Source organism: Nocardiopsis sp. M1B1 (assembly GCF_052466615.1).
On the sequence record NZ_CP196194.1, the window covers coordinates 2,719,088 to 2,741,788 of the forward strand.

Genomic DNA, 22,701 nt, shown 5'->3' on the forward strand with positions numbered 1-22,701 from the left:
AGCGTAGAAACGTGGAGAAGTTGAAGAGAACGCTCCAACCCCCCGAGGCGGCGCCCCCCGGCAGAACACGCCTCCCCGTCCCCTTCTTCGACCAGTCCCGGAGCTTCGCGCAACTGTGGCCGCGCATCCGGGAGAACTGCCTCCGGGTCATGGACCGGGGCAAGTTCTCGCACGGGGCCATGGTCGCCGAGTTCGAGGACGCCCTGGCCCGCTGGACCGGCGCCCGGCACGTGGTCGGCGTCAACTCCGGAACCGACGCCCTCGTCATCCTGCTGCGCGCCGCCGGGCTGCGCCCCGGCGACGAGGTGATCGTCCCCGCCTACTCCTTCGTCGCCACCGCCAGCTCCGTCGTCCTCGCCGGGGGCGTCCCGGTCTTCGCCGACATCGAGGAGCACGGGTACGGCATCGACCCGGCCTCGGTGGACGCGGTGGCCACCTCCCGCACCCGGATGGTCATGCCGGTCCACCTGTTCGACCGCTTGGCCGACATGGAGGGCGTGCGCGAGGTCGCCCGGCGCCGCGGCCTGACCGTGCTGGAGGACAGCGCCGAGGCCATCGGCATGCGGCTGCGCGGCGTGCACGCCGGACTGCTCGGCACCGGCGGCGTGCTGTCCTTCTTCCCCTCCAAGACCCTCGGCGCCATCGGCGACGCGGGCGCGCTGCTCACCGACGACGACGCCGTCGCCGAGACCGCGCGGGCACTGCGCCACCACGGCCGCTCCGGGCGGACCCTGGACGACTTCCCCGGCATCGCCAACCCGACGGTCGTCGCGGGCTGCAACAGCAAGATGGACGACATCCAGGCCGCCGTGCTGCTGGCCAAGCTCTCCCGGCTCGACGCCGACATCGCCCGCCGGGCCGAGCTGTCCGCGCGCTACGACGCCCGCCTGCGCGACCTGCCCGGGATACGCGCCGTGCCCGGCGCCGTCGCGCCCCATCCCGGCGGCGACCGCGTCGTCTACGTCCACCTCGTCGAGGCCGACGACCGCGACGCCCTGGTCGCCCACCTGGCCGGGGCCGGGATCGGCACCGAGACCTACTACCCGATCCCGCTGCACCTGCAGCCCTGCTTCACCCACCTGGGATACGCGCCCGGCGACTTCCCGCGCGCCGAGGCGGCCTGCGAGGCGGCGGTGGCCCTGCCGCTCTACCCCGACCTGACCGACGCCCAGGCGGACCGGGTCTGCGAGGAGATCGAGGACTTCTGCGTTCGGAGGCACCGATGACCACGGCGACCGGGCAGCGCATCCCCTTCTTCGCCCCCGACCTGTTCGACGCCGACCGCGACGTCCTGCTGGAGGCCGTCCACGCCACCGGCACCGGCGGCGCGCAGAAGTTCATCCTCGGCGAGCGCACCGCCCGCCTCGAACGCCAACTGCGCGACCGCCTCGCCGCCGCCGACGTCGTCGCCTGCTCCAGCGGCACCTCCGCGCTCACCCTGGTCCTGGCCGCCATGGAGATCGGCCCCGGAGACGAGGTGGTGGTACCGGCCTTCGGCTGCGCGCCGCTGGCCAGCACCGTCGTCGAACGCGGCGCGCGCCCGGTCTTCGCCGACATCGACCCGGTCTCCCTGACCCTGGACCCGGACGCCGCCGAGGCCGCCCTCACCGCGCGCACCCGCGCGGTCATGCCCGCGCACGTGTTCTCGATGATGGCCGCCATGCCCCGGTTCCGGGACCTGGCCGACCAGTACGCGCTGCGCCTGGTCGAGGACTCCGCGCTGGCCCAGGGCGGAACCCTCGGCGGCCGCCCCGCCGGGCTGTGGGGCGACGCCGGGGTCTACTCCTTCGTCCAGGTCAAGACCTTCGGCATGCCCGGCGAGGGCGGCGTGGTGGTCACCGCGGACGCCGAACTCGCCGTGCGCGTGCGGATGCTGCGCAACCACGGCCAGGACGGCACGCACCGCTTCCTGCACCACCGGATCGGCTTCAACAGCCGCTTCGACGAGGTGATGGCCGAGTTCCAGCTGCACCGGCTGAGCGGGCTGGAGGAGCGGCTCGCCCGACGGGCCGAGATCTCCACCTACTACTCCAGCCGGTTCGCGCAACTGGCCGGAGCCGGGATCACGGCGCCGCCCACGGGCGGCGACGGGCGCTGCCACTACGTCTACACGCTCCTGGCCGAGGAGCGCGACGACCTGCGTGTCCACCTGTCCGCGCACGGGGTCGACACCCACGTGTACTACCCGCGCGCCCTGCCCGCCCAGCCCGCGTTCGCCCCGTACGCCCGGGCCGGGGCCCGCTGGCCCAACGCGGAGTCGGCGGCCCGGCGCAACATCTCCCTGCCGCTGTACCCGCACCTGGACGACGCCCAGGTGGAGCACATCGCCGACACCGTGTGCGCGTTCGCCGACCGTTCCAGGAGAACAAGATGACCGACCACACCGCCGCGCCCCCCGCCGGACCGGCGACCGCGGCAGCGCCGCCCCGGGGCACCCCGGCCGCCTACGCCCGGCTGGCCAAGCTCGACATCTACGACTACTACATCGGCCTGCCCCTGGTACTGGCCATGCTCGCGCCCGCGCTGCGCTGGGAGCCGGGCACGCTGGGGCTGCTCCTGCTCATCCTGCTCGCCGAGGTGGCCGTGGTGGCCGCCATGGTCGCCTTCGACGACGTCACCGGCTACCGCGACGGCAGCGACGCGGCCAACTACGGCTCGGACGCGGCCCGCCGCCGACTGGCCCGCAAACCCCTCGTCGCCGGGACGCTCACCGAACCGCAGGCGCTGCGCTTCGCCTGGGCGGCGACCGCGGTGAGCGCCCTGCTCTGGGGCCTGGTCGTCCTGGCCGCCCCGCACCGGCCCGCCTGGGCGGTCGCCCTGGCCGCCCTGTGCGTGGTCGCCTCGGTCCAGTACTCCTGGGGCCTCAAGATCAGCTACCGGGGCTTCCAGGAGATCTTCCTCATCGGCCTGGGCGTGGGCTGGGTCCTGGTGCCCTACGGGCTGCTCACCGGGGAGCTGAACGGCTTCGTCGTGGTCCAGGCACTGCTGTTCGGCTTCGGCCCGATGCTCTTCGGCCTGTACTCCAACACCAACGACGCCGCGGGCGACCGCGCCGCAGGGCGGATCACCGTGGCCGCGCTGGTGCCCAGGCGCCTCAACACCGCCTTCATCATCGCGGCGACCGCGGCGGAGAGCCTGCTCATCAGCGGCTCCACCCTGGCCGGGATCTCCCCGTGGTGGTTCCCGATCGTCCTGGCCCCCGTCTTCCTGATGCGGGTGGCCCAGCTCTTCATCGGGTTCGTCCAGAACGACATCCTGCGCGCCCGCCGCCTGGCCATCCACACCCACCGGGTCACCGTGGTCCTGCTCATCGCCGCCCACCTGCTGGCGCCCGTGCTCCTGGGAGGCGCCGTATGAGCGAGGTGCTCGACGTCGCCGTGGTCGGAGCGGGCCCCGCCGGACTGGCCGCCGCCCACGCGCTGGCCCGCGCGGGCCGCTCGGTCCGCGTCCTGGAGGCCGCCGAGGCCGTGGGCGGACGCATGCGCACCCTGCGCGAGCACGGCTGCCTCATCGACACCGGCGCGGAGATGCTGCCCCCGGCGAAGGCCTACCCGGCCACCTGGAAGCTGATCCGCGAGGTCGGCCTGGACGCCGACCGCGGCGCGGTGCCCCGCATCCGCGGCGCCCTGGCGTCCTGGCGCGGGGGCCGGGCCCGACCGCACGTGGGCCGCCCCCTGGGCCTGCTCACCGGCGCCGGGCTGTCCCCGCGCGCGCGGGCCGACCTGCTGCGCCTCCAGCTCCAGTTGGCCCGCCTCGGCCTGGACCCCGAACACCCCGAGCGCTCCCCGCTGGGCGCGCGCACCCTGGCCGAACTGCTCCGCCCCTACCACCCGGAGCTGCGGTACCGGCTGCTCGGCGCCCTGGCCGCCGGGTTCTTCGGCTGGGACCCCGAGCACACGGCCGCCGCCCCCTTCGCCGCGCACCTGGTCTCCGCGGGCAGCAGCGCGCGCTGGCGCACCTACCGCGACGGCATGGACACCCTCGCGCGGGCCCTGGCCGACCGGCTCGACGTGGTCACCGCCCACCCGGTGACCGGCGTGTCCGCGGGCCCCGACGGGGTCAGGCTGGAGTCCCCGGCGGGCACGGTCAACGCCCGCGCGGCCGTGCTGGCCGTGCCCGCCCCGCTCGCGGCCGTGCTCCACCCCGGCGCGTCCGGCGTCGAGCGCGCCTACCTGGAGGCCTGCGAGTACGCGCCCATGCTCCGCGTCTCCCTGGTCCTGGACCGCCCGATGGAACCGGCCGGGGCGCGCGGCGGCTTCGCCACCCTGGTGCCCGCCCTGGAGGACCCGCTGCTCAACGTGGTCACCGCCGACCACAACAAGCACCCGGGCCGGGCGCCGTCCGGCCGGGGCCTGGTCTCCCTGGTCGCCTCGCCGCGCGGCGCGGCCGAACTCCTGGACGCCTCCGACGCGCTGGTGGCGGAGCGGCTCACCGCCCGCGCCGAACTCCTGCTGCCCGGCCTGTCCCAGCACGTGGAGGCCGTGCGCGTGCACCGCTTCCGCCACGGCCTGCCCGCCGCGGGGCCGCGCGCCCTGCGCGAGCGCGCCGCCTTCGCCGTACGCCCGCCCGCGGCCGTGGACTACGCCGGGGACTGGATCTCGCTGCGCCCGTGCAGCGAGGGCGCGGTCTCCTCCGGGGCCACGGCCGCCGCGCGGGTCCTGGCCTTCCTCGCCTCGACGGCCCAGACCCCCGTTCCCGCCTCCAGTGAGGACCGACGACGATGACGCTGTTCACCAAGCCCCTGCACCTGGGCACACTCTTCGACGACCTGGTCGAGCGCGGCTCCACGACCGCCGTGCACCTGAGCAGGCCGCTGGACATCGCCCCCGGCCTGGGCACCGAGCTGGACGTGCCCCGGGTGGCCGAACTGGTGCGCGAGGCGGCCGGGTGGCTCGCGGCGGCCGGTGTGCGGCCCGGCGACCGCGTCGCGATCGCCAAGCGCAACCACTGGGACTACGTACTGCTCAACTGCGCCGCGGCCCGGCTGGGCGCGGTGCCCGCGTCGCTGTCGGCGCACCTGGAGCCGGACGCGCTGGAGGTCCTGCTCAAGCGGCTGGACCCGGCGCTGCTGGTCACCGACGCCGCCCTGCTCGCCGCGTCCCGGGAGGCGGGGGCCGACCCCGCCGTGCACGCGGCCCGCACCCTGGTCATCGACGGTTCGACAGGGGGCGCGGGTCCGGTCGGGGACGGGGTCCCCGTCGGGGGAGGGGGCCCGGCCGGGAGCGTCCTGCGCCTGGACGACGTGCGCGGCACCGAGGCACCGCCGCCGCGCAGGCCGCACCTGGACGCGCCCCTGGCGATCATGCACACCTCCGGCACCACGGGCGTGCCCAAGCTGGTCCCGCACTCCACCCGCACGATCATGCGCCGCCTGGCCGGGTTCGAGGCGCACCGCTGGCCCGTGCTGAGCAGCCGCCCCGACGACACGGTGACCGGCGCGTACTCCTTCGCGCACGGGCGCGCGCTCGCCTGGACCGCCAGCGTGCTGTGGCTGTCCCCGGGCGGGCTGTCCGTGGTCACCGGCGCCGACTGGGCCGAGGCCGGACCGCTGCTGGAGCGGCACCGCCCCACCACCCTGGAGGCCGCGCCCGCGGTCTTCGCGCGCTGGCAGAACCGGGCGGAGCGGGAGGACGCCCCGTTCGACCGGGTGCGGCTCTACGTCAGCACCTTCGACGCCGTGCACCCGCCGACCGTGCGCGCCTTCCTGGGCGCCACCGGCCACCGGCGCCCGGTGTGGATGCAGGGCTGGGGCCAGAGCGAGACCGGGCCGCTGACCTTCCGGTTCCTCACCCGGCGGGCGATGGCCGCGGAGAACGAGCGCCACCCGACCACCCGTCACCTGGGCCGCGCCATCCCCACCCGCACCAAACTGCGCGCGGTCGACCCGCACACCACGCGCCCCGTCCCGGCCGGTACGCCCGGCCTGATCTTCTGCCGCACCGAGGCCCTGTGCCTGGGCTACGTCGGCGAGGAGGGCCGGTGGCGGTCCAAGCTGGTGGGCGAGTGGTGGAACACCGGCGACATCGGCGTCCTCAGCCGCACCGGCGCGCTGCGGTTGGTGGACCGCGAGGTGGACGCCCTGCGCGAGGGCGGCTGCCTGGAGGTGGAGGACGTCGTGGACGACCGCCTGCCCGAGGTGCTGGAGTGCGTCGTCCTGAGCGTTCCGGACGGGCCCCCGGTGCCGGTGGTGGCCACCGAGAGCGGGGGCCTGGACATCGTGGCCTGGCGCGGCGCCGTCGCCGACCTGCCCGAACTCGCCGACCCGGTGGTGCTGACCTGGGACGAGCTGCCGCGCACCGGCACCGGCAAGGTCCGCCGCTCCGTGCTGCGCGAGCACCTGGGCCTGCGCCCCGACACCTGCGGAACGGGGAAGTGGACGTGACCGCCCCGCCGGTGGACGCGGCCCCGCTCCCGCTGGCCGGGGCCGCCGCGCGGGCGGTGGGCGACTCGGTCGCGTTGCGGATCGCGGCGGCGCGCCTGGAGGCGCTCGGCTGCGCGGTCTCCCGGGTCGAGGGGCCCCTGCCCCCGCAGGCGCCGGCCGGGTGGATCGGCCTGGTGGCCGTCCCGGGCGAGTGGGGCCCGGGCGGGAACGGCTCCGGCGCGGCCCCGGGCGCTGACGGCTCCGGCGGAGGGGGAACCCGGGTGCTGCCGGTACCGGTCGGCTGCGCCATCGGCTGGTCCGGGCCGGTCGCGGCGCCCCTGGCGGGGGAGCGCGACGTCCAGGCCGCCTGCGGGCTGGCGCACCTGCACGGCCGGGCCCGCGGGGCGGCCCGGTTCCTGGGGGTGGACTACGCGTCGGTGTGCGCGGGGGTGCTGGCCGCTCAGGCGGTGGCGGCCTGCGCGCTGGCCCTGGCGCGCGGCGGCCCGGCGCTGTCGGCGTCGGTCTCCGCGGCCCAGGCCGCCCTGCTCGCGGCGGGGCCCTACGTCGCCGCGGCCACCGCCCCGGGCCGGGAAGCCGCGGCGGGCGCGTCCGTGCCCGGCAGGGCAGGAGCCGCGCCCGGTGCCGGAGCGCCGGTGACCGGTGAGGCCGACCCCCGCCGGAGCGCTCCCGGGCCCGGCACGGGCTCGTCCGCGCTCGACGCGGGAGGCGCTGGTGCCGGTGGTGGCCGTGGTGCTGTCGTGCCCGGAACCGTTCCGCCCTTCCGCTCCGCCGACGGAGCGCGCTTCGAGATCGAGACCCTGGACGCCGAGGTCTGGCTGCGGTTCTGGACCGACCTGGGCGCTGCCCCGGCCGCGATCGCCGCCGGGTGGCCGCCCTTCCAGAGGCGCTTCGCCACCGCGGTGTGCCCGCTGCCGCCCGAGCTGCCCGCCGCGATCGCGGCCGTGGACCTCGCCCGGGTCCGCCTGGCCGCCCGCGACGCGGGCATGAGCCTGGCCCTCGTCCGCGCCGTCCGGGAGGCCGAGGAGCCCGACCCGGCCTCGGAGTGGCGGCTGCGCGCGCGGGACGCCGCCGGGACCCCGGCCGCCCCCCTGGCAGCGCTCGGGCCCGATGCCGCCGCGCCCCTGGCCGGACTGCGGGTGGTGGAGGCCACCAACCGCGTGCAGGGCCCGCTCGCCGGGCTGCTGCTCGCCATGCTCGGCGCCGAGGTCGTGCGGATCGAACCCCCGGGCGGCGACCCCATGCGCGGGGTGGCGCCGATGGCGGGGGACAGCTCCGCCCGGTTCCTGGCCCTGAACCGGGGCAAGGGCGCGGTCGAGACCGACCTCAAGTCCGCGGCCGGGCGCCGGGCCGCCCGTGACCTGGCCGCCACGGCCGACGTCCTGCTCTACAACTGGCCGCCCGGGCGCGCCGAGGGGTTCGGCCTGGGCCCCGACGACCTCGCCGGCCCCGCCCCCGGCCTGGTCCACGTGCACGCCGACGGATGGGGCGGCCGGGCTCCCGAACCCGGCGCGCTGGCCACCGACTACCTGGTCCAGGCGCACGGCGGGGTGGCCGACCTCCTGGCCGGTCCCGGGCGGGAGCCCGCGCCGTCCCTGCTCACCCTCACCGACGTGCTCGGCGGAATCCTCGCCGCCGAGGGGGCGGTGGCCGCGCTGCTGCTGCGCGCCCGCACCGGCGCCGGGGTCCGCGCCCGGACCGCCCTGTCGGACGCGGCCCGGCTGCTGCGCCGCGCCGGACGCGGCACCGCGGCCGAAGAGGGGGAGCGGAGCGCCCCCGTTCCCGGGGAGCGGAGCGCCCCCGTTCCCGGGCGACGGAGCGGTACCGGACCCGGCCAGCGCGACGGCGCCGTGCCCCAGCGGTGGGACCGCACCCGGACCGGACCACGAGGCGGCACCGCGCCGGGGGAACGCGGCGGCCTCGTCGCCGTGGAGCACGACGGCGCCGCGTCGCGGACGGGAGGCGTCACCGCGCCCCTGGAGAGCGGCGGCCCGGCTCCCGGTGGGCGGAGCGGTCCCGTACCCGTGGAGGACCTGGCGGCGATGGCCGCCGCACCGGCGTTCGCGGCGGCCTTCGACACGGTCGGCGGCGCTTCCTGCGTCCGTGCCCCGTGGAGCTTCGCGCCCGCCGCCGACGCCCCGAGCGCCGGGACGGGGCCGCGTGACGGCGCCGCGCGCCGGGGCGCGCCCGTACGGAACGAACCCGCTCCCGGCGGCACCAGCGGCGCCCACGACGGCGCCGGCGGCGGCACCAGCGGCAGGACCACCGGCCCGGACATCCCACACGCCGCACCGTCGACGTCTCCGGACGGCGCCGTGGCCGCCCACACGCCCGCGGAGAACCGATGACCTGGACCTCCTCCAACGGCCTGGAACTGCGCGACCTGGTCCCGGCCGACCTGCGCGCGCGGTGGACCGCGCGCGGCTGGTGCCCGGGCCGGGACCTGTACACCCTCTTCCACGAGCACGCGCTCGCCCACCCCGGACGCGACGCCGTCGTCGACGACCACGGCACGCTCGACTACGCCGGGCTGGACGCCGCCGTGCGCCGCGCCGCCGCCTCGCTGGCCGCAGGGGGAACGGGGGAACGCGACGTCGTCGGCGTCCTGCTGCCCAACGGACGCGAGGCCGTCGTGGCCGAACTCGCCGTCGCCGCCGTCGGCGCGGTCGCGCTGCCGATTCCCGACGGCCGGTCCCCGGCCGACGTGCGCAGCCTGCTCGCCCGCTCCCGGGCCGCCGACCTCGTCACCACCCCGGAGCGCGCCCGACGGATCCGCCGCGCGGACCCGCCGCCGACCCTGCGCCGGACGTGGGCGTTCGGCCCGGCCCGCCCCGGGACGCGCAGCCTGGACCGGCCCGACGCCGGGACGCTGCGGGACTGGCGTCCCGCCCGGCCCGACCCCGAGTCCCCGGCCCGCGTCCTGGTCTCCTCCGGCTCGGAGGGCGAACCCGGCATGGTCGCCTACAGCCACAACGCCATGGCGGGCGGCCGGGCCAACTACGTGGCGGCGCTGCACACCGGACCCGGACCCATGCGCAACCTGGTCCTGGTGTCGCTGGCCTCCTCCTTCGGCTCCTGCGGGGTGCCGGTGACCCTGGCCGGGCTCGGCGCGACCCTGGTGGTCCTGCCCCGCTTCGACCCGGCCGCCGCGCTGCGCGCGATCGAGCTGCACCGCCCCACCCACCTGATCGGCGTGCCCACCATGCTGCGGCGGATCACCGCGCTGCCCGAGCGGGCCGACACCTCGTCCCTGCGCGCGGTGGTGGCCAGCGGCGCCCCGCTGCACCGGGAGGTCCGCGACGCCTGCGCCGCCCGCTTCGGGCGGCCCGTGGTCAACGTCTACGGCTCCACCGACGGGGTCAACTGCCACACCGCCCGCCGCCCCGAGGCGTGGGAGCCGGGCCTGGCCGGAGACCCCGCCCCCGAGGTGGCCGAGGTGAGCATCCGCGACCCTCGGGGGCGCCCGGTTCCGCGGGGGGAGACCGGCGAGATCTGGGCCCTGGGCCCGATGACACCGCTGTGCCGCGTCGCCGCGCCCGAGCTGGACGCCGAGCGGCGGGCCCCGGGCGGGTGGGTGCGCACCGGCGACCTGGGCCGCCTGGACCCCGACGGCGCGCTGCGGGTGGTGGACCGCCTGCGCCGGACGGTGATCCGGGGCGGCGTCAACATCTTCCCGGCCGAGGTGGAGCGCGAACTCGGCGCCCACCCCGCCCTCGCGGAGGCCCACTGCGTCCCCGTCCCCGACCCCGACCTGGGCGAGCGCATGTGCGCCTGCGTGTCCCCCGCGGAGGGGGCCGCCGCGCCCTCCGCGAAGGAGCTCATCGCCTTCCTGCGCGACGAACGCGGCCTGGACGTGCGCGCGCTGCCCGAGCACGTGGTCGTGCTGCCCGAACTGCCGCTCGGCCCGACCGGGAAGGTGTGCACGGCCACCCTGACCCGCGTAGCCGCCGAGGCCGTCGGCGCGCACCGACCGCCGGGCCGGGCCGCGGCCGAGGGCGGTCGCGCTCCGTCAGACCCCGTAGTCCGACCGGCCGGACCGGCCCGACCGGCCCCGACGATCCGACCGACCCGACCGACCCCCGAGGAGACACCGGTGACCGACGCCGCCGAGGACCAGCGCTACGTCTTCGACAACCACAGCGAGCACGCCTTCGACCAGCACCGCTTCCTGGCCGCCGCCTACGACCCCGTGACCACCGAACGCCTGGAGCAGACCGGTGTCGGGCCGGGGTGGGACTGCCTGGAGGTGGGCGCCGGGGGCGGCAGCGTCGCGCTCTGGCTGGCCGACCGGGTCTCCCCGGGCGGGAGCGTGCTGGCCACCGACATCAAGCCCGAGCGCATCCCCGCCGTCGAGGGTCTGGAGGTCCTCCGCCACGACGTGGTCCGCGACCCGTTGCCCGAGGCCGCCTTCGACCTCATCCACTCCCGGCTGGTCCTGTTGCACATCCCGGAGCGGATCGCGGTCCTGGAACGCCTGGTGCGCGCGCTCAAGCCCGGCGGCGTGCTCCAGCTCGACGAGTTCGACATCACCTACGGCCCGGCGCTGCTCATGCCCGACGCCGAGTCCCAGAAGCTCTACGAGGAGTTCCAGGAGGCCAAGACCAGGCTGATGGTCCGCGCCGGGGCCGACCCGGCCTGGGGGCGCAACGCCGCCGAGGCGATGCGCGGCGCGGGTCTGGTGGACATCGACCCCCGGCCCCGGCTGGAGCTGTGGGACGCCGACTCCCCCGGCGTGCACCTGATCGCGCACCACACCCGTCACCTGCGCGACGCCTTCGTGCGCGAGGGGATGAGCGACGAGCGGCTCGCCCGGGTGCGCGCGCTCCTGGCGGACCCGTCCTTCCGGGCCAGCTCCTGCGCGATCTACTCGGTCCAGGGCCGCCGCCCCCTCTGAGCGCGTGGACCGCGTCCGCTGAAGCGGGTGACACCGGCCGGAAACGTCGCTGGTGTGACGCGAGTGTCTTGACCTGCGGTGATCTTGTACTTATGGCGAGGTTCGGTGCTCCGAACTCGCTATGAGTACAAGACCACGCGGGTGAAACCGGCCTGCCCGGGGCGCACGCCTTCTGTCGGGAGCGTCGGCTAGGTTGCCCGCGTACACGCACAGCAGTGGCCGGGAGGGTGACCATGACATCGAGAGCACCGCGCACCGACCGGGGGAGCAGGACCGTCCGAGCCTCCGCGGCGGCGGTCTACGCGGCGATGACCGAACCGGACGCCCTCGCGGCCTGGCTGCCGCCGGAGGGCATGACGGGCAGGATCGACCGCTTCGAGCCGTGGCCCGGGGGCGGGTACCGCATGGTGCTGACCTACCTCGACCCGCGGGAGGGGCGGGGCAAGACCTCGGAGACGGAGGACGTCACCGAGGTCGCCTTCGCCGAGCTGGTGCCCGGGGAGCGGGTCGTGCAGCGGATCGGCTTCGAGTCGCCCGACCCCGACTTCGCCGGGACGATGACCATGACCTGGACCCTCGCGGCGGCGCCGGAGGGCACCCTGGTCACCGTCGAGGCCGCCGACGTGCCCCGGGGCATCGATCACGCCGTCCACGAGGAGGCCCTCGCCTCGTCCCTGGCCAACCTCGCGGCCCACGTCGAACGGTGACGCGCCGAGCGGTGACGCGCCGAGCGGTGACATGCTGAACGGTGGCACACGGGCGGTGAGGCACCCGCCCCGGCGGGCGGGCGCCCCGGTCTCCCGAGGCCGGGCCCGGCCCTTCGAGGTCAGTCCCGACCGATCGCGGCCGGTCCCGCGGCTCCCGACCGCGCCGGCGTCCTCCGGCCCCTCACCCGCGCCCCGGTCCGGCTGTCCGCGGCCGCTCGCGGCCCGCTCCGGCCCCTCACCCGTGTTCCGGCCCGGCGGCCCCGGCGCCCAGGTAGGCCAGGATTCCGGCGACGGCCGCCCGGGTCCCCGTGGCCAGCGTCGGCTCCATGAGCGGGCCGAAGTACGGGGAGTGGTTCACCGGGGGCTCCCCCGCGTCGAGGTCGAACCCGCCGAACATCCAGTAGACGGAGGGCACGCCGATGGAGTCGGCGAGGTGCCCGAAGTCCTCGCTGCCCATCACCGGCTGGCCGACGGCCACGTTCTCCTCCCCGAGAGCGGCGCGCAGCGCCGCCTCCACCCGCCCGGCCGCCACCGGGTCGTTGTGGCAGCGGGGAAAGGTGTAGATCTCCTCGACCAGCGGTTCGGGGGCGTTGGAGGCGGCCGCCTCGGCGGCGATGATCCGCCGCACCGCGGCGAGCACCGTCTCACGCACCGGCTGCTCGAACGTGCGGATGTTGAGGGTGAACTCCGCCCGGTCCGGGATGATGTTCTCCTTCAACCCGGCGTGGAAGGTGCCAGAGGTGATCACGGCGGGCGAACGCGGGTCCAGCTCGCGCGACACGACCGTCTGCAACCGGGTGATGACGTGCGCGCCGAGCACGATCGGGTCGATCGAGGACTGCGGCTGCGAACCGTGGGACTGCTTGCCGTACAGCGTCACCCGCAGCGCGTCGGCCATGGCCATGGCGGTTCCGTGGCTGATCGTCACCGTTCCGGCCGCCAGCGGCATCACGTGCTGGCCGAGGACCACCTCGGGACGGGGCGCGCGCTCCCACAGGCCGTCGTCGACCATCGCCCGGGCGCCCGCCGCGGTCTCCTCACCCGGCTGGAACACCAGCACCAGGGTTCCCGCCCACGCGTCGGCGCCCTCCAGCAGCACCCGGGCCGCCGTGAGCAGGGAGGTGACGTGGGTGTCGTGCCCGCAGCCGTGCATCACGGGCACCACGGTGCCGTCGTCGAGGGTGCCGGTGGCCGTGCTGGCGTAGTCGAGCCCGGTGTCCTCGGCGATGGGCAGTGCGTCGGTGTCGGCGCGGAAGGCCACCACCGGCCCCCGGCCGTTGCGGATGACGCCGACGACGCCGGTGCCGCCGCAGCGGAAGTTCTCCACGCCCAGATCGTCCAGTTCGGCGGCGATGAAGTCGGCGGTGGCGTGTTCGCGCATGGACAGTTCGGGGTGGGAGTGCAGGTGCCGGTAGATCCGGTGCATGCGTTCGGTGTCCGGAGCGGCCGGGAGGGGGCAGGGTGCGGTCTCGGGTCGGGCGGTCATTCAGCGGCCTTCCTCGGAGTGGGCGGTGCCTCGGGCGACGGGGTCGTCCGTGCCTGAGACGTCGGTGCGGGGGACTTCGGTGTCGCGGGCGTTCGTGCCGGGAATCTCGGTGTCGCGGTTCGTCGTGCCGTGGGTGTTCGTGTCGGGGGCGTCGGCCCCGCCGGTTCCCGTGGCGGTGGGGCCCGCCTCGGGAGCGGGTCCGTTCCCGCCCGGCGCCCCGTGGACGACGCGGCGGTCCCGTAGGAACCAGGACAGCACGATCGTCACCCCCACGCACAGGGCGGTGGAGAACAGGGCCAGACCCGGGACCAGGGCGAGCACGCAGAACTGGATGCCCAGCGCGGTCACGACGGCCACGGCGGCGGTCCGGGGCTGGCGCATCGTGGCGAAGCATTGCACCAGCACCGCCCCCATGACGGCGGGGAGGATGTACAGCCGCGACACCTCGATCAGCGCGGGCGGCAGCACCGAGACCAGCCAGGTGCCCAGCAGCCCCACGCCGACCAGGAGGGAGGTCAGGTGCACGGTCGCGGCGCCGCAGATGGCCAGGACCGCGGTCAGATCCCCGCGGCGCGTCCCGGGTCTGGCGTCCACGCTGGCCTGGGCGACGACGGCCGCGGGCAGCAGCTTGTTGGAGATGTTGCCGACCATGAAGGCCTGGTACATCGCCGCCGGGCCGAGGATGGGGAAGTAGGTCAGCGGTTCCAGCACCCAGAACACGCCGAACGTGGCGGCGACGGCGATGAACGCCACCCAGATCCGGGACGCGTCGAGGTCCAGTCCGCCGAACACCACCAGGTAGGCGGGTCCGGCCAGGGACAGCAGCAGGCCGGCGGACATGGTCAACCGGCCCCACCGGGAGGTGGTGTCCTCGAACCTCGCCATGCTGGCCTCGGCCCGTCCGGAGGCGTCCGTGCTCATACTCTCTCCTTCTCCGTTGCCGGGGTTCGGACGGTCGGGGTTCACGCCGGGTGGAGCAGGTAGGCGACCGCGAGGGCCGCGATGATGGAGAAGCCCAGGGCCCACTCCTTGAGCCAGCGCGCGTCGATGAGCCTGGCCAGGTACAGGCAGGCGGCCATGACGGCGGCCGACGCCAGGACGGTGACCGCGTGGACGGCGGACTTGGGCACCTCGGTGACCGCCAGCATGCTGAACGCCCCGAGCAGGGCGGCGCACGGGACGACCGCCATGACGGCGGGGTTCACCGCGCCCAGCCTCTCGCCGCCGCGCCTGAGCAGGGGGGTGAGCACCAGGGTGGCGAGCATCCACATCCCGCCGGACAGGCTCATGGCGACGAAGGCCAGGGCGAAGACGGAGGGGTCGTAGCCGTTGCCGCCCAGGGTCGCCCCGGCGGTGCCCGCGGCGATACCGGCCGAGGCGACCTCGGTGCTCGCCGACCCGATCAGCCCGATGCGCACGAGCACGGCGGGCGTGCCGAAGAGCGCCAGCAGGGCGACGGCCACCAGGACGACGGCGAGTGAGGGGCCGATCGAGGCCACGGCACCGGCGCGGTAGGCGTTCCTGAGGTCGGCCCGGCTCATCCCGACCCCGGGTCCGGCGGTGCGGGCGGCCCGCATGTAGACGAGGCTCTGGGCGAAGATGGCGGCGAAGACGCCGAGCGCGCACAACCAGATCACCGGGGAGTTGGCGACCGCCAGGATGTCGGCGGGTCCGTCGGCGCTCGGGGCGGCCGTGTTCGGGGGTGCCATGGCTTCGAACGCTCCTTCTCGCGTATGACGCAGAACACACTTTCGGGCCCTGATTTCGACAACCCTCAGGTAGGCGCGTCGGAGGTGGCAATACCTGCCAGAAAACGACACGAAGATGGCCGTTTCCCCCGAAGTGCGCCGCATCACCCGGGCGCTGTTCCGGAACGCCCGGCCGCGGCGCAGACTGGGGCGCGGCAGTCCGGAAGGCACCGGAGCGGCGAGGAAGTCGGAGAACGGCCCATGAACGAGATTCAGCAGATGACGGCGACGGCCCTGGTCGGCGCGATCCGCCGCCGGGAGGTCTCCGCCCGGGAGGCCGTGGCCGCGCACCTGGAGCGGATCGGGGAGGTCAACCCGGCCGTGAACGCCGTGGTCACCGTCGCTGCCGAACAGGCCCGCGCCGCCGCCGAGGCCGCGGACCGGCTCACCGTCTCCGGCGCCGACCTGCCGCCCCTGCACGGGCTGCCCATGACCCACAAGGACACCCACGCGGTGGCCGGGATGCGCAGCACCAACGGCTCGCGCGTGTTCGCCGACCACGTGCCCGCCGAGGACGACCCGGTCGTCGCCCGCCTGCGCGCCGCGGGCGCGGTCGCCACGGGCAAGTCCAACGTCCCCGAGTTCGGGGCCGGGTCGCACACCTTCAACGAGGTCTTCGGCACCACCACCAACCCCTACGACCCCGCGCGCAGCGCGGGCGGCTCCTCCGGCGGGGTGGCCGCGGCCGTCGCCGCCGGGATCCAGCCGCTGGGGGAGGGCTCGGACATGGGCGGCTCGCTGCGCATCCCGGCCTCGTTCTGCAACGTGGTGGGCCTGCGCCCGTCCTACGGGGTGATCCCCGCCCCCTCTCCGGGCAACGACGGGGCCTGGTTGGGCCGCACGGGACCGATGGCCCGTGAGGTGTCCGACATCGCCCTGTTCATGTCCGCGGTCGCCGGGCCCTCGGACCGGGTCCGGCCCCCGGCCCCGCTGACGGGCGCGGACTTCTCCGGCCCGCTGGAGGGGGACCTGCGGGGTGTGCGGGTGGCCTGGAGCCCGGACCTGGGGCTCGGCATCCCCGTGGAGTCCGAGGTGCTGGAGGTGCTGACGCGGCGGTTGGCCGTCTTCGAGGAGGCCGGGGCCGTAGTGGAGGAGGCCGCTCCGGACCTCACCGGAGCCGACGAGGTCTTCCGCGTCACCCGCGCCCTCGACTTCGCCGCCAACCTGGGCCCGCTCGTGCGCGAGCACCGCGACCTCATCAAGCCCGAGGTGGTCTGGAACGTCGAGGCGGGCTGGGAGCTGAGCGCGCAGCGGATCATCGACGCCACCGCCGCGCGGACCCGGCTGGCCGCGGCCGTCCGGGACTTCCACGCGCGCTACGACCTCCTCCTCAGCCCGGCCGCGCAGGTGCTGCCCTTCGACGCCCGGCTGCGCTACCCCTCCGCGATCAACGGCGTCGAGCCCGCGACCTACCTGGACTGGATGCGCGCGGCCTGCGTGCTCTCGGCCACGGGACTGCCGGTGCTGGCGATGCCCGCGGGGTTCACCCCGTCCGGGCTCCCGGCGGGGTTCCAGATGTCGGTGGACCACTACCGGGACGTGGCGCTGCTGCGCTACGCCAAGGCCTTCGAGGACCGCACCCGGTGCGTGGACCGGCGGCCGGAGGTCGGTGCGGGCACGGGCCAGGACGTGCGCCCGGTGACGACGGTGGCCGCGGGGTAGGCGGAGGGACCGGGGGAGACTGCCGGGGTGTCCGTCGGGAGTGCCCGTCGGGACCGTTCGGCCCCGGCGGACCCCGGCGGGGCCTGCTCCGGGGGCCGGCCCCCTCAGCCGACGCCGAGCATCCTGCCGCCGCGTTTGCGGGCGTGCAGCACCAGGGTGGTCTCCACGGAGTCGACCCCGGCGGCCCAGGGCGACCCGGTGATGAACCGGTAGAGCGAGGCGCTGTCCGGAACGGTCACGTTGGCCACGATCTGGTGGTCGCCCGCCAGCGCTGCCGCGTACCGGACCTCCCGCGTCCCGGCCAGTTCCCGGCCGATCTCGTCCACGCGGCTCGGCAGTGCCCGGATCCAGAGCACGGCCTCCACCGGGAGTCCCACCAGAGCGGGCTCCACCAGGGCGCGCAGGTGCACGTGGCCACGGCGCAGCAGCCAGTCGGTACGGCGGCTCGCCGTGGTCTCGGAGACCCCCGTGCGCCGGGCGATCTCCTCGAAACCGGCCCGGCCGTTCTCGGCCAGCACCCCGGCGATCCGCAGGTCCTGGGCCGTGAGCTCGTCGCCGTCCGGGAAGTCGGTGTGGTCGGCTGCGTGGTCGGCGGTCAGGGCGGTGGTCTGGGCCGCGGTGAGGGGACCGAAACGCCAGCCGCGGATGGTGCGGAAGTAGCGCAGGATCGGATAGGTCACCGCGGCGCGCAGCCCGACCGTGGCGGGGATCTCGGTGCCGAGCACCTTCGGCAGCATTCCGGCGTCGAACATCAGCTCGGCGACGCAGTCGGTGGCGCCGGTGGTCATGTAGGCGAAGGTGCAGTCGGCGCGCTGGGCCAGCGCCTCGGTGGTGGTGCGCGCGGTCCCGGGCGCGCAGCGCACCCGCAGCACCACGGAGTCGGCGTGGGGGAGCATCCCGGCGACGGTGACGTCTCCCGAGGCCAGCATCTGGTTGCCGCGCCGGGCGACGGTGCGCTCGGGCTCGCCGAGCACCGAGGCGATCCTGCGCCAGGAGGCGCGTCCGTCGACCTGTAGGGCGGCGGCGATGCGCCGCTCCAGTCCGTCCAGGACGCGAGTCATCTCAGCACGCCTTTCGCGGGGTCCGACCAGGTGAGGACGACCGTACCGGGTCGGCTCCGCGCGGCGGCGGCCGGGGATCTCCTGCGTCACACTCCGCGCCCCCCGCCCCTCGCTTCCCTTCCTTCGCCTGAATCCGGAGCCCAGGGAATCCGGTTTCGGTCCTACGCGTGTGCCCGGTGCCGATTTCGCCTCTCGGGTGTGGTGGGTGTTCACGGCGCGGCGGAGGCGGCGAGGGTCCTCGCCAGGCCTTCGAGGATCAGGTCCAGACCGCGTTCGAACTCGTTGGCGTAGTCATAGCCCGGCCGCAGGGCGTGGTCGGTCATCATCTCGGTCAGATGGGGGTAGCGGTCGGCGGGCATTCCCTCGCGGATCGCGCCTGCCACGTCCTCCAACTCCTCGGACGTCCGGAAGGGCAGGCTCGCCTCCTGTAGGACGAACCCGTAGACGTAGCTGTCCAGGGTCGAGAACGCCTGGGCCGCCAACGCGATGGGGAACCCCGCACGCCGCAGGCACCCGATCACCCGGTCGTGGTGGTTCAGCGTGGCCGGGCCGGGGTTGCGGCGGGAGTCCATCAGCCCCAGCGCCCAGGTGTGGCGCGAGAGCGCCTCCCGGGCCGAGAGCGCGCGCAGGCGCATGGCGGCCCTCCAGTCGGCCGCCTCGTCCGGTAGTTCGATCTCGCCGAAGACCAGGTCGACGACCCCGTCCAGGATCTCGTCCTTGCTGGCCACGTGGTGGTACAGCGACATCGCCTCCACCCCCAGGTGCTCGGCCACCTTGCGCATGCTCACCGAGGCCACGCCGCGCTCGTCGGCCACGCTCGCGGCCGCCTGGAAGATGCGCTCCCGGCTCAGTGGGGGGCGCTGCCGTTGGGGACTCGGTGCCACGTGGACTCTCCGTGAACTGTTCGGTGTTCCGCCGTCTCTCCTTGACGGCCTTACTGGTGTAAGGCTAGCCTTCAAGTGCAGCCTTACAGGTGTAAGGGAGAGGTTCGCGGCCGTGCCGGTTCCCCGGGGCGTTCGCCGGACGATCGGAAGGGAACGGGTATGGACACGGAACAGGGGAGGCCGGGAGGCGCGCGCCGGTCGCGGGTCTGCGTCATCGGGGCCTCCGGCAAGCTCGGACGGTACATGGTCCAACACGCTCTGGACCGCGACTACGAGGTCGTGGCCGTGTGCCGGGCCAGGAGCGTGGAGAAGCTGGCGGACTTCGGGGACCGCGTCACCGTGGTCCCGGGGCAGACGGACGACCGTGAGGTCGTCGCCCGCGCGGTCGCCGGATGCGACGCGGTGCTCACGGTCCTGGTCCCTTGGGGGGTCCACGGCTACTCCTCGGGCACCGCCCAGGCAGTGCTGGACCTGGCGCCGAAGGGCGCACGACTGGTGTTCTCCTGCGGCTGGCACATCACCCGCGACGGCCGGGACGTGTACTCGCGCCGCTTCCTCGCCACCGTCCGGATCATGACCGTGCTGGCGCGGCTGGTCCGCGCCGTCGACATCGACGACCAGGTGGAGGCGTGCCGCAGGATCTTCCGCAGCGGCACACGGTGGACGGTCGTGCGCGGCAGCGACCTGGAGGAGGGGGAGAGCCAGGGGCTTCCGGTGTGGAGCAGGCACATCGGGGACCCGGTGCTGGCCAGCAACGTCACCCGGCGCACCGACTTCGCGCTGTTCATGGTCGAGGCGGTCACCGACGACGCGCTGGTCCGCGAGGCCCCGGCGATCGTCGGTCGCGAAACTCCCTCGGCGCGCGCCCACGCCCGTCCGGCAGCGCCGCGGAGCGGAGAGGAGCCTCGCTGAGGGCGTCCGCCCGGTGCGACGAGCGCCTCAACCGCTGGCGGTGAGGCGCTCCAGGCGTTCCTCCACCTCGTCCGCGCGCGGGTCGTCGTGGTCGCGCAGGTACTCCAGGGCCGCGTTCCACACCTCCCGGGCCCCGACCGCGTCGCCCAGTTCGGCTCGGGCGTCGCCCAGGCCCAGCAGTGCGACCGCCCGGCTGTCCCGGTCGTCTCGCTCCTCGAAGACGCGCAGGGCCTGCCGGTATGCGTTCACCGCTTCGTCCGCCCTGCCCGAACCGGTCAGGCTCCGGCCCAGGGTGCACCGCGCCCACGCCACGCTCCAGTCGGCGCCGATGGCCTCGAAGGCCTCGATCGCCGCCCTGCTGTGGTCGAGGGCCTCGTTCCAACGGCCGAGGTCCACGCCGAAGTCGGCCAGGCTGAGCAGTCCCATCGCCGCTCCGCGCCGTTCGCCCGCCTCACGGAAGACCGCGATGGCCCGCTCGACGTGTTCGGCGGCGGTTCCGTCGCGCTCGCCGCGCTGCCAGGCCACCACACCCAGTTGGCGCAGTGCGAACCCCTCCACCCACGGGTCACCGGCCTCCCGGTTGGCCTCCAGGGCGGACTCGTAGTGCCGCACGGCTGCGTCGAGATCGTCCAGCAGCCACTGGGCGTCGCCCATGCCCAGATGGTTGCGGGCGAGTCCGAAGGCGGTGCCCGCGTTCTCGGCCGCCCGGAGGCCGACCGCGTGCAGGTCGCGCCACTCGTGCCAGTGCCGGTGCAGCTCGAACAGTGGGTAGATCGTCGCGGGCAGCCGCCAGGCGGTGTCGTGGTGGCCGTGGTCCAGGGCGGCCCGCACCACGGCCACGAGGTTCGCGCGCTCGGTTTCGAACCAGGCCAGCGCCTCACCCACTGAGCCGAAAACCGGCAGTTCCTCGGGCTGCCCGTCACCCGGGACGACGGGGAAGTTCGGGTGTTCCACGCGCTGGGCCCGCGCAGCGGCGTGCGTGTACCACCGGGCCACCCTCCCGACGGCTTCGCCCGCCGCCTCCGGTCCTTCCTCAGCGCGGACCCGCTCGACCGCGTACAGGCGAACCAGGTCGTGCAGCCGGTAGCGGTCCGCGCGCGGGCGCTCCACGAGGTTCGCACGGGCCAGGCGGTCCAGGAGCCTTCGGGCCTCCGCCTGCGGGGTGTCGGTGAGCGCGGCGGCGGCCCCGTAGGAGAACTCCGGCCCCGGGTGCAGGCCCAGACGCCGGAAGAAGCGGGCGGTGTCGTCGTCCAGGGCCCGGTAGGAAGCCGTCATCACGGCGCGCAGATCACTCAACTCGTCCTCCTCGGCAAGGGCGTCCAGACGGGAATCCTCGGCGGCCAGTTCGCGTACCAGGTCGCTCAGCGCCGCGTCCGGCCGGTCGAGCAGCCGCTCGGCCGCCACCCGCAGGGCCAGAGGGAGGCGTGCACAGTGCTCCGCCAGTTCATGGGCCGCACGCGGTTCGGAGTCCACGCGGGGGCCGACCGTACTCCGTAGCAGGGCCACTGAGTCAGCCACCGGAAGAACGTCCAGGGCCAGGCGCCGAGCCCCGTCGCGTGCCACAAGACCGGGCAGCGTGTTCCGGCTGGTCACCACGACCATGCAGCCGGGCGAGGCGGGCAACAGGGGACGGACCTGCGCTGGGTCGAGCACGTCGTCGATGACGACCAGGAGACGCTTGCCATCGACCTCGGAGCGGTAGAGGGCCGAGCGGCCGTCTAGATCCAGGGGGACGCGCTCAGGAGGAACACCGAGGGCCCGCAGGATCGCGTCGAGTGCTTGTGAGGCCTCGGCACGCGGACCGGGAGCGTGCCCGTGCACGCTGGCGTACAGAGCTCCGTCGGGGAAGAGGTCTCGCGTCCCGTGCGCCCAGTGGACGGCCAGAGCGGTTTTACCAACGCCCGGAGGCCCGGCCAGCACCGCGACCGGGACGCCCGTCTGCGCCTCGGCTGCCAGCGCGTCCAGCTGTCGCAGGTGAGCTGAGCGGTCCACGAAGCCGGTGACCGCCAGTGGTAGCTGGCGCGGCACGGCGGCGGGCCTGGCGGAGCCGGAGACGATGTGGACGTCGCCGTGCACGACACCCGCCTGCACCAGCGCTTCAGGACTGCCGTGCACGGTGTTCGTGGCCTGGTGGTGATCGGTGTCTGTCACAGGGGGCGCATGTCCGCGTCGAAACGTTTTTCGTACTCAGGAAAGGGAGTGGCCAGGTGCAGGGCCCGGTCACGTACCGCGTTGGCCCGCACGATCTGCTCGGGATCGGTCACCAGTTCGGGGGTGAGCATGGTGCCGTCGGACGCGTAGTTCATCTTCACCAGTTGCTCGGAGTCGAACAGCCAGTAGTCGGACCGGGGGACGCCCTCGGGCCAGGAACCCTTGCTCACGGGCAGGATGTTGACGTCCTCGCCCGCCTTGACGTTGGAGCGGTAGGCCCACACGGACTCGAACCGCAGGTAGTCCGTCAGGGGTTCGACGACGACGTGGACCCGGCGGAACCGTCGCCCGCTGCCGACGATGCGGGCCCAGTCATCGTGAGAGTCGGTAGTGATCACCTCACCGTTGGTTAGGAAGCGGTGGAACGCCTCTTCCTCGTAGCCGACGTCGTAGACCTGGAGGGTTTCCAGCCGAAAGGCCGTGTAGCGGCATTCCTCGAAGAAGCGGTCGAACTCCTCCTCGCTGACGGGCCGGGACCCACCGCTTTCAGGGGTCACACGCCCCTCCGCCGGTAGCGCTCGACGGCGGCGAGAACGATCTCGGGGGAGATACGGACCGCGGTCTCACCGGGCAGGGGGTCGGCCAGCTTCGCGAAGTCGGCATCGTCGAGACCAATACCCTGGACGACGAACTCGCCCGTGTCGCTGAGGTAGACGGAGGGGCATCCTCCGTGTCCGGACTTGTCGTCCTTGGCGAGCAGTTCCAGTTCCATGGCTCTCCGATCAGGCCTCTCAGGAACGTTCCTCAGGCCTCGAAG

Annotated in this window: 18 protein-coding genes; 10 read left to right on the forward strand and 8 right to left on the reverse strand. The window is 74.8% G+C overall.

The genetic code is table 11. From position 1 onward, the window contains the following. Nucleotides 1-20: 20 nt before the first annotated feature. The 8 genes from ACSTA4_RS11615 (at nt 21) to ACSTA4_RS11650 (ending at nt 11,980) form a co-directional block, all read left to right on the forward strand. A complete protein-coding gene (locus ACSTA4_RS11615; protein WP_444964148.1) occupies nt 21-1,226 on the forward strand; it encodes a DegT/DnrJ/EryC1/StrS family aminotransferase in 1,206 nt (401 codons plus the stop codon). Further along, nucleotides 1,223-2,374: a DegT/DnrJ/EryC1/StrS family aminotransferase gene (locus ACSTA4_RS11620; RefSeq protein WP_444963529.1), complete on the forward strand. Its 1,152-nt coding sequence runs from the start codon at nt 1,223-1,225 to the stop codon at nt 2,372-2,374. Before ACSTA4_RS11615 ends, ACSTA4_RS11620 begins: the two co-directional genes overlap by 4 nt. Further along, nucleotides 2,371-3,357 carry a UbiA family prenyltransferase gene (locus tag ACSTA4_RS11625; protein ID WP_444963530.1) on the forward strand — a complete coding sequence of 329 codons (987 nt, stop codon included), beginning with the start codon at nt 2,371-2,373 and terminating at the stop codon, nt 3,355-3,357. The genes ACSTA4_RS11620 and ACSTA4_RS11625 overlap by 4 nt, the downstream gene beginning before the upstream one ends. After that, on the forward strand, nt 3,354-4,724 hold the full coding sequence (locus ACSTA4_RS11630) for a protoporphyrinogen/coproporphyrinogen oxidase (RefSeq protein WP_444963531.1): 1,371 nt from the start codon (nt 3,354-3,356) through the stop codon (nt 4,722-4,724). Before ACSTA4_RS11625 ends, ACSTA4_RS11630 begins: the two co-directional genes overlap by 4 nt. Then, on the forward strand, nt 4,721-6,382 hold the full coding sequence (locus tag ACSTA4_RS11635; protein WP_444963532.1) for a class I adenylate-forming enzyme family protein: 1,662 nt from the start codon (nt 4,721-4,723) through the stop codon (nt 6,380-6,382). The genes ACSTA4_RS11630 and ACSTA4_RS11635 overlap by 4 nt, the downstream gene beginning before the upstream one ends. Then, nucleotides 6,379-8,727: a CoA transferase gene (locus ACSTA4_RS11640; RefSeq protein ID WP_444963533.1), complete on the forward strand. Its 2,349-nt coding sequence runs from the start codon at nt 6,379-6,381 to the stop codon at nt 8,725-8,727. Before ACSTA4_RS11635 ends, ACSTA4_RS11640 begins: the two co-directional genes overlap by 4 nt. After that, nucleotides 8,724-11,273 carry an AMP-binding protein gene (locus tag ACSTA4_RS11645; RefSeq protein WP_444963534.1) on the forward strand — a complete coding sequence of 850 codons (2,550 nt, stop codon included), beginning with the start codon at nt 8,724-8,726 and terminating at the stop codon, nt 11,271-11,273. The genes ACSTA4_RS11640 and ACSTA4_RS11645 overlap by 4 nt, the downstream gene beginning before the upstream one ends. Nucleotides 11,274-11,506: 233 nt before the next feature. After that, on the forward strand, nt 11,507-11,980 hold the full coding sequence (locus tag ACSTA4_RS11650; protein WP_444963535.1) for an SRPBCC domain-containing protein: 474 nt from the start codon (nt 11,507-11,509) through the stop codon (nt 11,978-11,980). A 235-nt stretch (nt 11,981-12,215) separates the two neighbouring features. Here ACSTA4_RS11650 and ACSTA4_RS11655 read toward each other — a convergent pair whose 3' ends face one another. Genes ACSTA4_RS11655 through ACSTA4_RS11665 form a run of 3 tightly spaced genes read right to left on the reverse strand, consistent with a single transcriptional unit; the run spans nt 12,216 to nt 15,175 of the window. Beyond that, the gene (locus ACSTA4_RS11655; protein ID WP_444963536.1) at nt 12,216-13,466 is read right to left on the reverse strand and encodes an amidohydrolase; all 1,251 of its coding nucleotides are present in this window, start codon (nt 13,464-13,466) and stop codon (nt 12,216-12,218) included. After that, nucleotides 13,467-14,387 carry a hypothetical protein gene (locus tag ACSTA4_RS11660; RefSeq protein ID WP_444963537.1) on the reverse strand — a complete coding sequence of 307 codons (921 nt, stop codon included), beginning with the start codon at nt 14,385-14,387 and terminating at the stop codon, nt 13,467-13,469. A gap of 41 nt (nt 14,388-14,428) precedes the next feature. Beyond that, complete coding sequence (locus tag ACSTA4_RS11665; protein WP_444963538.1) at nt 14,429-15,175, reverse strand: DUF5058 family protein; 747 nt, start codon at nt 15,173-15,175, stop codon at nt 14,429-14,431. Between the two features lie 240 nt (nt 15,176-15,415). Here ACSTA4_RS11665 and ACSTA4_RS11670 point away from each other — a divergent pair, with 240 nt between their 5' ends. Next, complete coding sequence (locus ACSTA4_RS11670; protein ID WP_444963539.1) at nt 15,416-16,876, forward strand: amidase family protein; 1,461 nt, start codon at nt 15,416-15,418, stop codon at nt 16,874-16,876. A gap of 104 nt (nt 16,877-16,980) precedes the next feature. Here ACSTA4_RS11670 and ACSTA4_RS11675 read toward each other — a convergent pair whose 3' ends face one another. Next, nucleotides 16,981-17,937 (reverse strand): Lrp/AsnC family transcriptional regulator, encoded by a 957-nt coding sequence (locus tag ACSTA4_RS11675; protein WP_444963540.1) that lies wholly within the window; start codon nt 17,935-17,937, stop codon nt 16,981-16,983. 209 nt (nt 17,938-18,146) lie between these two features. Continuing rightward, nucleotides 18,147-18,821 (reverse strand): TetR/AcrR family transcriptional regulator, encoded by a 675-nt coding sequence (locus tag ACSTA4_RS11680; RefSeq protein ID WP_444963541.1) that lies wholly within the window; start codon nt 18,819-18,821, stop codon nt 18,147-18,149. A 159-nt stretch (nt 18,822-18,980) separates the two neighbouring features. On the opposite strand from ACSTA4_RS11680, the gene ACSTA4_RS11685 reads away from it, so the two are divergent. After that, nucleotides 18,981-19,733 (forward strand): NAD(P)-dependent oxidoreductase, encoded by a 753-nt coding sequence (locus ACSTA4_RS11685; RefSeq protein ID WP_444963542.1) that lies wholly within the window; start codon nt 18,981-18,983, stop codon nt 19,731-19,733. Between the two features lie 27 nt (nt 19,734-19,760). Here the strand turns inward: ACSTA4_RS11685 and ACSTA4_RS11690 are convergent, their stop codons facing one another. From ACSTA4_RS11690 to ACSTA4_RS11700, 3 genes are read right to left on the reverse strand one after another with little or no spacing between them, the layout of a single operon-like run. Next, nucleotides 19,761-21,884, reverse strand: coding sequence for an ATP-binding protein (locus ACSTA4_RS11690; protein WP_444963543.1), 2,124 nt, complete (start codon nt 21,882-21,884; stop codon nt 19,761-19,763). Beyond that, the gene (locus ACSTA4_RS11695; RefSeq protein ID WP_444963544.1) at nt 21,881-22,441 is read right to left on the reverse strand and encodes a DUF6879 family protein; all 561 of its coding nucleotides are present in this window, start codon (nt 22,439-22,441) and stop codon (nt 21,881-21,883) included. Before ACSTA4_RS11695 ends, ACSTA4_RS11690 begins: the two co-directional genes overlap by 4 nt. Beyond that, entirely contained in the window at nt 22,438-22,656 is a 219-nt protein-coding gene (locus tag ACSTA4_RS11700; RefSeq protein ID WP_444963545.1) for a hypothetical protein, read from the reverse strand. Before ACSTA4_RS11700 ends, ACSTA4_RS11695 begins: the two co-directional genes overlap by 4 nt. Nucleotides 22,657-22,701: the final 45 nt, after the last annotated feature.

Bases quoted from the DNA above. Each gene is read 5' to 3' on its own strand.
- ACSTA4_RS11650 (WP_444963535.1), top strand. From the start codon at position 11,507: ATGACATCGAGAGCACCGCGCACCGACCGGGGGAGCAGGACCGTCCGA.
- ACSTA4_RS11675 (WP_444963540.1), bottom strand. From the start codon at position 17,937: ATGACTCGCGTCCTGGACGGACTGGAGCGGCGCATCGCCGCCGCCCTA.
- ACSTA4_RS11635 (WP_444963532.1), top strand. From the start codon at position 4,721: ATGACGCTGTTCACCAAGCCCCTGCACCTGGGCACACTCTTCGACGAC.
- ACSTA4_RS11670 (WP_444963539.1), top strand. From the start codon at position 15,416: ATGAACGAGATTCAGCAGATGACGGCGACGGCCCTGGTCGGCGCGATC.
- ACSTA4_RS11660 (WP_444963537.1), bottom strand. From the start codon at position 14,387: ATGAGCACGGACGCCTCCGGACGGGCCGAGGCCAGCATGGCGAGGTTC.
- ACSTA4_RS11655 (WP_444963536.1), bottom strand. From the start codon at position 13,466: ATGACCGCCCGACCCGAGACCGCACCCTGCCCCCTCCCGGCCGCTCCG.
- ACSTA4_RS11620 (WP_444963529.1), top strand. From the start codon at position 1,223: ATGACCACGGCGACCGGGCAGCGCATCCCCTTCTTCGCCCCCGACCTG.
- ACSTA4_RS11685 (WP_444963542.1), top strand. From the start codon at position 18,981: ATGGACACGGAACAGGGGAGGCCGGGAGGCGCGCGCCGGTCGCGGGTC.
- ACSTA4_RS11665 (WP_444963538.1), bottom strand. From the start codon at position 15,175: ATGGCACCCCCGAACACGGCCGCCCCGAGCGCCGACGGACCCGCCGAC.
- ACSTA4_RS11625 (WP_444963530.1), top strand. From the start codon at position 2,371: ATGACCGACCACACCGCCGCGCCCCCCGCCGGACCGGCGACCGCGGCA.
- ACSTA4_RS11700 (WP_444963545.1), bottom strand. From the start codon at position 22,656: ATGGAACTGGAACTGCTCGCCAAGGACGACAAGTCCGGACACGGAGGA.
- ACSTA4_RS11645 (WP_444963534.1), top strand. From the start codon at position 8,724: ATGACCTGGACCTCCTCCAACGGCCTGGAACTGCGCGACCTGGTCCCG.
- ACSTA4_RS11630 (WP_444963531.1), top strand. From the start codon at position 3,354: ATGAGCGAGGTGCTCGACGTCGCCGTGGTCGGAGCGGGCCCCGCCGGA.